Origin of the sequence: Butyricicoccus sp. (genome assembly GCF_050872565.1) — a bacterium.
Taxonomy (GTDB): domain Bacteria; phylum Bacillota; class Clostridia; order Oscillospirales; family Butyricicoccaceae; genus Butyricicoccus_A.
In genome coordinates, this window is the sequence record NZ_JBNMHC010000041.1 from 1 (window position 1) to 10,744 (window position 10,744).

Annotated in this window: 12 protein-coding genes; 9 read left to right on the forward strand and 3 right to left on the reverse strand. The window is 50.1% G+C overall.

Annotated features, from left to right (window positions below; genetic code table 11):
• The 4 genes from ACR0P9_RS03290 to ACR0P9_RS03305 all read left to right on the forward strand — a co-directional run.
• The coding region (locus tag ACR0P9_RS03290) for a toprim domain-containing protein (RefSeq protein ID WP_432617412.1) at positions 1 to 1,263 on the forward strand (1,263 nt) is incomplete at its 5' end.
• A gap of 30 nt (positions 1,264 to 1,293) precedes the next feature.
• Entirely contained in the window at positions 1,294 to 3,510 is a 2,217-nt protein-coding gene (locus ACR0P9_RS03295; protein WP_432617413.1) for a DNA gyrase subunit A, read from the forward strand.
• A gap of 110 nt (positions 3,511 to 3,620) precedes the next feature.
• On the forward strand, positions 3,621 to 4,487 hold the full coding sequence (locus ACR0P9_RS03300; RefSeq protein ID WP_432617414.1) for a dipicolinate synthase subunit DpsA: 867 nt from the start codon (positions 3,621 to 3,623) through the stop codon (positions 4,485 to 4,487).
• Entirely contained in the window at positions 4,484 to 5,053 is a 570-nt protein-coding gene (locus tag ACR0P9_RS03305; RefSeq protein WP_432617415.1) for a dipicolinate synthase subunit B, read from the forward strand. Before ACR0P9_RS03300 ends, ACR0P9_RS03305 begins: the two co-directional genes overlap by 4 nt.
• Positions 5,054 to 5,115: 62 nt before the next feature.
• On the opposite strand, the gene argF is transcribed toward ACR0P9_RS03305, so the two are convergent.
• The 3 genes from argF to ACR0P9_RS03320 all read right to left on the reverse strand — a co-directional run bounded on the left by argF (position 5,116) and on the right by ACR0P9_RS03320 (position 7,781).
• A complete protein-coding gene (gene argF / locus ACR0P9_RS03310; protein ID WP_432617416.1) occupies positions 5,116 to 6,099 on the reverse strand; it encodes an ornithine carbamoyltransferase in 984 nt (327 codons plus the stop codon).
• A gap of 90 nt (positions 6,100 to 6,189) precedes the next feature.
• Positions 6,190 to 6,327 (reverse strand): hypothetical protein, encoded by a 138-nt coding sequence (locus tag ACR0P9_RS03315; RefSeq protein ID WP_432617417.1) that lies wholly within the window; start codon positions 6,325 to 6,327, stop codon positions 6,190 to 6,192.
• A gap of 53 nt (positions 6,328 to 6,380) precedes the next feature.
• Positions 6,381 to 7,781 carry an S-layer homology domain-containing protein gene (locus tag ACR0P9_RS03320; protein ID WP_432617418.1) on the reverse strand — a complete coding sequence of 467 codons (1,401 nt, stop codon included), beginning with the start codon at positions 7,779 to 7,781 and terminating at the stop codon, positions 6,381 to 6,383.
• A 174-nt stretch (positions 7,782 to 7,955) separates the two neighbouring features.
• Here ACR0P9_RS03320 and ACR0P9_RS03325 point away from each other — a divergent pair, with 174 nt between their 5' ends.
• From ACR0P9_RS03325 to ACR0P9_RS03345, 5 genes are all read left to right on the forward strand, one after another.
• Positions 7,956 to 8,501 carry an acyltransferase gene (locus ACR0P9_RS03325; RefSeq protein ID WP_432617419.1) on the forward strand — a complete coding sequence of 182 codons (546 nt, stop codon included), beginning with the start codon at positions 7,956 to 7,958 and terminating at the stop codon, positions 8,499 to 8,501.
• A 14-nt stretch (positions 8,502 to 8,515) separates the two neighbouring features.
• A complete protein-coding gene (locus ACR0P9_RS03330; protein WP_432617420.1) occupies positions 8,516 to 8,908 on the forward strand; it encodes a C-GCAxxG-C-C family protein in 393 nt (130 codons plus the stop codon).
• A 6-nt stretch (positions 8,909 to 8,914) separates the two neighbouring features.
• Complete coding sequence (locus ACR0P9_RS03335; RefSeq protein WP_432617421.1) at positions 8,915 to 9,517, forward strand: alpha/beta hydrolase; 603 nt, start codon at positions 8,915 to 8,917, stop codon at positions 9,515 to 9,517.
• A 75-nt stretch (positions 9,518 to 9,592) separates the two neighbouring features.
• A complete protein-coding gene (locus tag ACR0P9_RS03340; RefSeq protein WP_432617422.1) occupies positions 9,593 to 10,480 on the forward strand; it encodes an effector binding domain-containing protein in 888 nt (295 codons plus the stop codon).
• 148 nt (positions 10,481 to 10,628) lie between these two features.
• On the forward strand, positions 10,629 to 10,744 hold a 116-nt coding region (locus tag ACR0P9_RS03345; RefSeq protein WP_287968002.1), incomplete at its 3' end, for an AbrB/MazE/SpoVT family DNA-binding domain-containing protein.

Here is a 10,744-nt window from a genome sequence, read left to right on the forward strand (position 1 = left end):
GCTCTGACCTCTGTGCAGTTTTTGACCGGTGAGCGGCGCGGCAAAGACCGCTCAGACAAGCCGGAATATAAAGTGCTGCTCAACTGTGCGTTTTGCTTTTCGTCCAGCATTTCGCGTCTGGAGTATTATCATAACTCCTCGTGGCTGGAGTACGGCGGCTCGCCGGATAAGGCGGTTCGCTCGGCGTTTGTCTCTGCGATTGATGCCTATCTTAAGCAGAACAACAAATACAACAAAAACGAAGGACGCATTTCGTTTCAGGATGTGTCAGACAGCTTGATTCTCGTGACCAGCTGTTTCTCAACGTATACTTCGTATGAAAATCAGACCAAGAAAGCCATTACCAACAAGTTTATTCAGGAGGCAATGACAGAATTCCTGCGCTCCGGTCTGGAAATTTACTTCATTGAGAACAAGACAGAAGCGGATAAGATTGCCGAGCAGATTCTCATCAACAAGCGTTCGCGCGAACAGGCGGAAAAGGCGCGTCTGAACATCAAGAAAAAGCTCACCGGCAATTTGGATTTGGCCAATCGCGTGCAGAAATTTGTGGACTGCCGTACCAAGGACGTTTCCCGCCGCGAATTGTACATCGTGGAGGGCGATTCTGCACTGGGTTCGTGTAAGCAAGGACGTGACTCGGAATTTCAGGCAATTATGCCGATTCGCGGTAAGATTTTGAACTGTCTCAAGGCGGATTACGATAAGATTTTCAAGAGCGATATTATTACCGATCTGCTCAAAGTATTGGGCTGCGGCGTAGAGGTCAAGTCCAAGTCCAACAAGGAACTGTCCAATTTTTCGCTGGACAATCTGCGCTGGAATAAAGTCATTATCTGTACCGATGCCGATGTCGATGGCTTCCAGATTCGCACGCTGGTGCTGACGATGCTGTATCGTCTGACGCCGACGCTGATTGAAGAGGGCTATGTGTACATTGCAGAATCCCCACTGTATGAGATTGAGTGCCGCGGCAAATCGTATTTTGCTTTCGATGAGGGCGAAAAGGCAGAGGTGCTCAAGCAGCTGGAAGGCAAGAAGTACAACATTCAGCGCTCGAAGGGTCTCGGCGAGAACGAGGCAGATATGATGTGGGAGACCACCATGAATCCGGAGAGCCGCCGTCTGATTCGTGTGATGCCGGAGGATGCCGCAGCGACAAGCGAGATGTTTGACCTGCTGCTCGGTGAAAATCTGTCCGGACGAAAGGAATACATCGCCGAAAATGGCTGGCAGTATTTAGAATTCGCGGATATTTCATAAAAATACTTGGAAAGGTAGTTTTTTCCTGACATGGCAAAGAAAAAGAGCAAACAGCAGCCGGTGAAGGAATATCATCCGCTTGAGCCGACCGCACAGCGCATCACAGAGACGCTGCGCGAGAATTACATGCCGTATGCAATGAGTGTCATTGTATCGCGTGCAATTCCGGAGCTGGACGGATTCAAGCCGTCCCACCGCAAGCTGCTTTACACAATGTATAAAATGGGGCTGATGGGTGCCAACCGCACCAAGTCGGCAAATATTGTCGGTCAGACCATGAAGCTGAACCCGCATGGCGATGCGGCAATTTATGAGACAATGGTTCGTCTGACGCGCGGCAATGAGGCCCTGCTGACGCCGTTTGTCGATTCCAAGGGCAACTTTGGCAAGGTGTATTCGCGCGATATGGCCTATGCGGCTTCGCGTTATACTGAGGCAAAGCTGGACAAAATCTGCGCGGAGCTGTTCCGCGAAATTGACGATGATGCGGTAGATTTCGTGGACAACTATGACGGAGAGATGAAGGAGCCGACACTGCTTCCAACGACGTTCCCGAATATTTTGGTATCTGCCAATACCGGTATCGCTGTCGGCATGGCGAGCAGTTTCTGCGGCTTTAATCTCGAAGAGGTCTGCCGGACTGCCATTGCGTATATCGAGGACAACAACTGTGATTTGATGGCAACGCTTCCGGCACCGGATTTCCCGACGGGCGGTGAAATCATTCTGGATCACGCCCAGATGAAAAAAATCTATGATACTGGCCGCGGTTCGTTTAAGATTCGCTCCAAATGGAAGTATATCAAATCGGAAAATCTGATTGAAGTGTATCAAATTCCGTACACAACGACGATTGAGGCGATTATTGATAAGCTGGCGGATCTCGTCAAGAGCGGCAAAGTCCGTGAGATTTCGGATATTCGAGATGAGAGTGATTTGTCCGGTCTCAAACTGGCGATTGACCTCAAGCGCGGTGCCGATCCGGACAAACTGATGGATCGCCTGATGCAGATGACGCCGCTCATGGACAGTTGTTCCTGTAACTTCAATGTGCTGATTCAGGGAATGCCGAAGGTACTCGGCGTGCGCAGCATTTTGGAGGAGTGGACCAAGTGGCGCACAGAGTGCAAAAAGCGCACCATTCGCTATGATTTGGCGAAGAAAAAGGAGAAGCTGCATCTGCTGCACGGTCTCAAGACCATTTTGCTGGACATTGATCAGGCCATTGCCATCATTCGCAACACAGAAAAGGATGCGGATGTCGTTCCGAACTTGATCCACGGCTTTGGCATTGATGAAAAGCAGGCAGAGTATATTGCAGAGATTCGTCTGCGCCACATCAACCGCGAATATATTCTCAAGCGTCTGTCTGAGACAGAGGAGCTGGAAAAAGAGATTTCTCGCTTGGAGAACCTGCTCAAGAGCGATGCCAAGGTGCGCCGCGTCATCATTCGAGAGCTGGAAAATATCATCAAAAAATATCCGTCTCCGCGCCGTTCCGATATTCTGGAAGCGGATAAGCTCGAACGCTTTGAAGAGGAAGACCACATTGAGGATTATCCGGTGCATCTGTTCCTGTCCAAGGAAGGATACTTTAAGAAGATTACCTCGCAGAGCCTGCGCGGTGCATCGGATCAGAAGTTTAAGGACGGCGATGCGCTGTTCCAGACGCTGGATGCGACCAATAAACAGGAAATTATCTTCCTGACCAATAAGCAGCAGGCATATAAAGCGCATTTGTATGACTTCGATGACAGCAAGGCGAGTGTGCTCGGCGATTATCTGCCGTCCAAGCTGGAAATGGACGCAGAGGAACAGCCGGTATTCATGCTGCTGCCGGGAGACTATACCGGAAGTATGGTCGTTGTCTTTGAAAACGGTAAGGCGGCACGCTTTGAGCTGGCGGGCTTTGCCACAAAGACCAATCGCCGCCGCCTGACCGGCGCGTATTCCGACCGCTCTCCCGCCAAGGCATTTTTCCACTTCTCGCAGGATTGCGACATTACATTGTTTGCGACGAATGGCAGAGCATTGACAATCAATACCTCTGTGATTCCGGCAAAATCGACGAGAACGACAGTCGGTGTGCAGGCCATGGTGCTGCGCGGCAGTCATACCATTACGCACGCATGTTATGCGATAGAGCTGGCATTTGCGCAGCCGAAACGATATGTTTCCCACTCGATTCCGTCCATTGGCGCCCTGCTCAAGGATGAGGATAAGGGACAGATGACGCTGTTAGAGTAAAAGATCACAAAATGAGAGAAAGCCGTCCTTCGGGGCGGCTTTTGCTTTGTCCGCAGTGTCAGCGCGGCACCTGCCGCATAAGATGGAAGCAGGGAAAGGGGAAAGCGGGTATGGATCACACCTTGATGGCAGCTATAGCGGGCGGTGATGTGCGGCAGGTTTTTCTTGGAGAGCGGCTGGCGGCAGATGGAATGCAAATCGGCACAATTGGATTGGAACGGCATCGGTCTGCCCTGCCGGTGTACAACGATATGGCGGCATTATTTGCACATGCAGATGTCATTTTGCTGCCGATGCCGGTCACACGAGATGGCGAACGGCTGCACACGCCGCTCGCCAATGCGCCCTATCGGCTGAAGGACGTACTGGATGCCGTTCCGGCGGGCACGGCGGTATATGGCGGCTCGATTCCGCAAAATGTGTACGATATGGCGCGGCATAGAGGCATTCGCTTGTTTGATTATCTCAAACAGGAAGAATTGGCTCTGCTCAATGCCATCCCGACGGCGGAGGGAGCGATTCAAATTGCGATGGAAGAGCTGCCGATGACGATTCATGACCTGCCTGTACTGGTCATTGGAGCAGGACGCATTGGCTCTGCGCTCGCGATGCGGCTGCGTGGACTCGGCGCGCAGGTTACGGTGTCGGCGCGGCGGGAGACAGATTTTGCCCGCATGTACAGTGTGGGGTATCGCTGCTTGGATACCCGAAAGCTGGCGGGACAGCTGCATCAATTCCCGCTCATCATCAATACGGTTCCGGCGGATATTCTCAGTCGGGCGGTGCTTGCAGATTGCGCACCGGATACGCTGCTGCTGGATTTGGCATCCGGCGCGGGTGGTGTCTGTGCGGATGCCAAAGAGCTTTGTCGTGTGATTCATGCGCTGAGCCTGCCGGGAAAAGTCGCACCAAAGAGCGCGGCGGATGCCATTGCACAGACCGTGCGGCACATGCTGGAGAGGGAGGGGTTGTTATGAAACGAACTGCGGGATTCGCTGTGTGCGGATCCTTCTGTACCATAGATCGGGCCTTGACTGTTATGGAACGGATGACACAGGAGGGCTGGCAGGTCGTTCCGATTGTGTCTCAAGAGGTATATACACAGGATACGCGCTTTGGAACAGCGCGGGACATTGTACAGCGCATCACAGATCTTTGCGGCGCGCCGCCGCTGCATACGCTGCAAGCGGTCGAGCCAATTGGTCCCAAAGATATGCTGGATGTTTTGATTATCGCGCCGTGTACCGGAAGTACGTTAGCACGGCTCGCGCATGGCATCAGTGATACGCCGGTATCTCTCGCGGCAAAATCCCAGCTGCGCGTGGAAAAACCGGTTGTACTGGCGGTGGCGAGCAATGATGCTCTTGCCGGATCTGCGCCCAATATTGCCGCGTTGCTCAATCGCAAACAGTATTATTTCACGCCGATGAGACAAGACGCGCCGCAAACCAAACCGCGCTCGCTCGTCGCGGATATGAATAGGATTCCGGAAACGGCAGATTTGGCACTGGCGGGAAAACAAATTCAGCCGATTTTGTATTGAACACAAGAAAAGACCCTGTTTGCGTGAAACAGGGTCTTGTTGCTGCTTGGAAAAACAGAGGCTTACAGGGTTGCTGCCATAACAGCCTTGATGGTATGCATCCGGTTTTCTGCCTCGTCAAAGACGATGGACTGCGGGCCTTCAAAGACTTCATCGGTAACTTCCATGGCGTCGCGGTTGAATTTTTCGCCCATTTCCTTGCCGATAGTTGTCTTGTGGTCGTGGAATGCTGGCAGGCAGTGCATAAATACCGCGTTGTCAGCGGCATTGTCCATCAGCTTCTGGTTGACCTGATACGGGGAGAGGGCGTCAATGCGCTCTTGCCATACCTCAACCGGCTCACCCATAGATACCCAGACATCGGTATACAGAACATCGGCGTTCTTGGTAGCTTCCATCGGATCTTCACAGAAACGCAGGGTTGCACCGGTCTCTGCGGCAATCTTTTCGCAGGTCTCAATCAGAGCCTGATCCGGGAAATATGCCTTCGGTGCAGCAGCAGTGAAGTTCATGCCCATCTTGGCACAGCCGACCATCAGCGAGTTGCCCATGTTGTAGCGTGCATCGCCCAGATAAACAAAGTTGATGCCCTTGAGCTTGCCGAAGTGCTCGCGGATGGTCAGAAAATCAGCCAAGATCTGTGTCGGATGAGACTCGTTGGTCAGACCATTCCAGACCGGCACGCCAGCGTACTTTGCCAGCTCCTCCACGATTTCCTGACCGTAGCCGCGGTATTCAATGCCGTCAAACATACGGCCGAGTACGCGGGCGGTATCTGCGATGCTCTCCTTCTTGCCAATCTGAGAGCCGGACGGATCAAGATATGTCACCTGCATACCGAGATCGTGTGCGGCGACCTCAAAGCTGCAGCGGGTACGGGTGCTGGTCTTTTCAAAAATCAGCGCGATATTCTTGCCGCGCAGCGTATCATGAGCAATGCCTGCTTTTTTCTTCGCCTTGAGATCGGCAGCGAGATCAATCATGCCCTCAATTTCTTCCGGTGTAAAATCAAGCATCTTGAGAAAGTTTTTTCCTTTGAGATTCATAGTCGTGTTCCTCCTGTGTATTGGTATCCACTGCTCTTTATTATAGCAGACAAACAGATAATTGGAAAGTAGGGAAAACGCCGCCTGTACTCAGGGTACAGACGGCGTTTGCTGCAATTCGCACAGCAAATGCAATTGTTGTTCCTGTGTCAACATGCCGGATCGGTATAAGGCGTGAACTAAACCGGTCAGCATACAACGCTTCCATTCTTGTTCCAGATTGTCCATTGCTTCCCTCCGTTCTGAGAGAAGCATATGAGATGCGATGCGAGATTAGACCATCAATCATCAGGATATACATCGGATGGCGTGATGTTATCCGTCGTGACTGCTTCTGCCGAAGAATTGGCGTATTCCATCACCGGAGACAGCGAATCAATTGTCCATACGCACCAAGGAATGTTGCCTCGCAGCAGGGTTGCGCGCTGAGCAACCGTCAGGTAACGGCTGTTGGCGCCGAGCGTGATGGAATTTTTGCCGTTTTTGAGAAGCTGTGCGTTCTTGACGGCATTAGAATCGACTTTGTTTGCCAACAAGCACAGCGGCGCGGAATCGTCATAATCTCGCAGATGCAGCAAATCGTTGACGTAAAAGCTAATCCAAGTGACATCATCCTGCATATTGTATTGCTTGGTCAGCTCAAATAGGGTGCGGACTTGGCTTTGCGTCATGGGGATTTTCATTTCAATATACGGATGCAAATGATTACGCGAACAAAAAGCAATAAATTCTTCAAACGTTGCGATTTTTGTGCCTTCATATCCCGCCCAGCGCTCGGAAGAATTGCTCTTGTAACTGAAATCATAATTTTGCAGCTGGCCATAGGTGAAGTCAGCGACATTGCCGGTGCCATTGCTGGTTCGGTCAATCGTCGTATCGTGAATCAAAACCGGTACATTATCTTTGGTGAATTGGACATCGGTTTCTACATAGCGATACCCTTTTCGCACAGAAAGTGCATAGGCGGACATGGTGTTTTCCGGTGCTTCCAAGCTGTATCCGCGATGGTTGACAAGGCAAATCTGTTGCTCTGCGGTTTCGGCATCCGTTTGTGCGTCATGATACAAGCAGAAAACAACGGCGCATTGCGCGCGGGTTGCATTGCCTTTCGGAGAAAAGGTGGCCGAGGCTGTACCGCTCATAATACCGGAACGGTACAGTGTATATACTGCGTCAAGCGCGTAATCCGCGGTTTGATTCCTGTCAGAGAAGATTTTTGTGCTGCGCGTGCGCGGCAGCACGAAACGCTGATAGTTGGCAAACCGGACGATGAGAGATGCCATTTGCTCTCTAGTAATCGCGCTGTTGGGAGAAAACTGGTTCGGGGCAGTTCCTGAGACGAGACCGCCGCTGTATGCCCATGCGACAGCGTGCGCATACCATGCGTTGGCGGGAACATCCTGAAATTGCGTGGTTGTGTACTGACTGATGTCTTCTTTGCTGTATTTGGCGAGCACGGTGACAAACATGGCACGCGTCATAACGGCATTCGGAGAAAAGGTTGTCGGCGTGGTGCCGGAAAATAAGTCAAGATCTACCGCTTGATTGATGTACGCTTCCGCCCAATGGCCGGAAACATCGGTAAATTTTGCCGCTTGTGCACGTTGCTGGGGGCAGACTGTAAATACCATTGCTGCCGCAAGCGCACCAGCAATCCATTGTTTTATGCGCTTATGTATCATGCGTGAAACGACCTTTCTTGTGTATTATATATAATTATCATACCATAAAACAGGTGGGATGTATACTGTTTGCCTAGGAAAAGATTGTGCTATGATTTTGTACGCATTGCAATTTTATCGATTTGTGGGTAAAATAAAGAAAATAAGCAAAACAAGAAGGAGCATGTTGATAATATGGAAGAAAGACGATTGGATTTGCGCATTCCCAATGCAGCACGGTCAAAGGAAGGACATCGCACCACAAAGCTGCTGTTCCGGCTCAATCAGACAGAACCGTATACGGAAGAATATGACAAGCTGGTACATGAATTGTTTACCGGCGGATTTGGCGAAGGCAGCCGCGTCAATACGCCGCTGTTTGTTAATTTGGCTGCCAATGTACATATCGGCAAAAACGTTGTTCTCATGCCGTATTTCCGCTGCATGTCTGCCGGAAATGTCTGGATTGATGACAATGCGCGCATTGCCATGAATGTATCGATTATCACCAACAATCATGATATGTACGAGCGCGATGTACTGACGATTCGCGATGTGCATATTGGTAAAAATGCGTGGATTGGTGCAGGCGCGACGATTTTACCCGGTGTGACAGTCGGAGAAAATGCCGTAGTCGGCGCGGGAAGCGTTGTGACAAAGGATGTCCCTGCCAACACGGTCGTGGTCGGCAATCCGGCGCGGGCAATCAAGACATTGGATGCCGAAAAATTTCAATCATAAAGAGGTAAGAGAGTATGAATGAGCATGTAGCACGGGCAAAAGAATTGAGAGATACCGCCCCGCAAAACAACAACTGCGCCCAGACAATTCTGCGCGCCTATGCCAAGGAAATGGGTTTGACAGAAGAACAAGCAGCTGCTGTCGGATGTAATTTTGGCGGCGGCATGAAGTGCGGCGGCACCTGCGGCGCGATTACCGGCGCACTGATGGTTCTCGGCACAAAAGGCATTGTCTCTCCGGCAGCTGTCGGAGAATTCCGCAAGCGCATCGCACAGAATCATGATGGCATGACGGACTGCGCCGATTTGCTCAAGGCAAACGCACAGAAGGGCGGAAACAAAAAGACGCATTGCGACAATATGATTTATGAAGCCATCGAGCTGATTGATGAGATGACGAAGAAGTGAATACCGATGAAACGAATCATATATATTCATGGGAAAGGCGGCAATGCGCAAGAAGCAGAGCAGTATCAATCCTTATTCGCGGAAAGCGAGGTCATTGGCTTTGACTACAAGGCAGAGACTCCATGGGAAGCCAAAGAAGAATTTTCTCGCTTTTATGAAGAACAAAGCAAAAATTGTGATTCTGTTGTTTTGATTGCAAACAGCATTGGTGCATTTTTTGCTATGCACGCGCTTGCAGATAAAAACATTTCCAAAGCCTATTTTATTTCGCCGATTGTTGATATGGAAACGCTTATTTCAGATATGATGAGATGGGCGAATGTGACCGAAGATCAGCTCAAACAGGAAAAAGAAATTCCTACTTCGTTTGGCGAAACGTTGTCTTGGGAATATCTTTGCTATGTGCGGGAACATCCGATCACTTGGAAGATACCAACGGATATTTTGTATGGAGAAAACGATCACCTGACATCGAGGGAAACCATATCCGCTTTCGCGCATCAAATCGGTGCGAAGCTGACGACTGCGAAGCAGGCAGAGCATTGGTTTCATACGCAGGAGCAGATGGACATTCTGGACAACTGGATCCAGACAGCTGAAAATGCCTAGCATTCCAAAGCACGCAAAGTCAAGAAACAGTACACGCATTTTGTTAGACTGAAAGCACAGAAAGGGCGTGAGCAGATGAATTGGATACAAGGCATACAGCGGGCGATTGACTATGTGGAAGCAAATATCACAGAAAACCTAGATTTTGAAGAAGTAGCAAAACAGGCATATTCTTCCTTATTTCATTTTCAACGTGTATTCCATATTTTGTGCGGGTTCTCGCTGGGCGAGTATATCCGGATGCGCAGGCTGTCGCTTGCAGGAGAAGAACTGTCCAAGGGAACAGTCAAAATCATTGATATAGCAATGAAGTACGGATACGATACACCGGAGAGTTTTACCCGCGCCTTTACCCGATTTCATGGCATTGCACCGAGCGAAGCAAAGCGTGGCGGCAAGGTCAGAATCTTTACGCCGCTTTCTGTAAAATTGACCTTGACAGGAGGCAGTAAAATGGCTTACAGAATCGAAAAACGAGATGCGTTTCAGGTTGTTTGCAAGAGAAAGCGTGTAGGGAAACCGCAATCGGCAAATGCGACGCCGGACATCACGGAGATGTGGCAGGAATACGGTGCGGACGGAACAATGGGAAGGCTGCTTGCCTGTATGCCAGAACATCCGGTGATGAAGGGCTTACTTGGCATCTGTTTTTCCGCGGAGCTGAACGCAGAGCAGTTCCCATATGGCATCGGTGTGGAGTATAACGGCGGAACCGTAGATGAGGATTTGGAAGTCGTGACGATTCCGGCAAACACTTATGCTGTGTTCACAAGCAAGGGGAAGATGCCGGATGCTTTTATTGAGACCTATCATCGAATTGTGACGGAGTTTTTTCCGCAGAGCACCCAGTACGAATATGCGGAAAATGTGGAGTTTGAAGTATATGCATCGAATGATGTTTCTGATCCGAATTATCAGTGTGAGATTTGGATTGCGGTAAACGAAAAAACGCAATCTATCTAAAACGATTTGACGAGCAGCCATGCATACCAGAGCGTGGCTGCTCGATTTTTATCCAGTATAAAATCTGCATAATTTCACATACTATCCATAAGACGTGTAATATGGAAATAATCCGAACGGGTATATAGATGCAGGAGGAATAGATGTTATGAAAGCAACAGGAATCGTCCGCCGGATTGATGATCTCGGGCGTGTTGTCATACCAAAAGAAATTCGGAGAACCATGCGGATTCGGGAAGGCGACCCGCTTGAGATTTATACAGA

Coding starts and splice junctions, on each gene's coding strand:
- ACR0P9_RS03295 (WP_432617413.1), top strand. CDS start 1,294: ATGGCAAAGAAAAAGAGCAAACAGCAGCCGGTGAAGGAATATCATCCG.
- ACR0P9_RS03300 (WP_432617414.1), top strand. CDS start 3,621: ATGGATCACACCTTGATGGCAGCTATAGCGGGCGGTGATGTGCGGCAG.
- ACR0P9_RS03305 (WP_432617415.1), top strand. CDS start 4,484: ATGAAACGAACTGCGGGATTCGCTGTGTGCGGATCCTTCTGTACCATA.
- argF (WP_432617416.1), bottom strand. CDS start 6,099: ATGAATCTCAAAGGAAAAAACTTTCTCAAGATGCTTGATTTTACACCG.
- ACR0P9_RS03315 (WP_432617417.1), bottom strand. CDS start 6,327: ATGGACAATCTGGAACAAGAATGGAAGCGTTGTATGCTGACCGGTTTA.
- ACR0P9_RS03320 (WP_432617418.1), bottom strand. CDS start 7,781: ATGATACATAAGCGCATAAAACAATGGATTGCTGGTGCGCTTGCGGCA.
- ACR0P9_RS03325 (WP_432617419.1), top strand. CDS start 7,956: ATGGAAGAAAGACGATTGGATTTGCGCATTCCCAATGCAGCACGGTCA.
- ACR0P9_RS03330 (WP_432617420.1), top strand. CDS start 8,516: ATGAATGAGCATGTAGCACGGGCAAAAGAATTGAGAGATACCGCCCCG.
- ACR0P9_RS03335 (WP_432617421.1), top strand. CDS start 8,915: ATGAAACGAATCATATATATTCATGGGAAAGGCGGCAATGCGCAAGAA.
- ACR0P9_RS03340 (WP_432617422.1), top strand. CDS start 9,593: ATGAATTGGATACAAGGCATACAGCGGGCGATTGACTATGTGGAAGCA.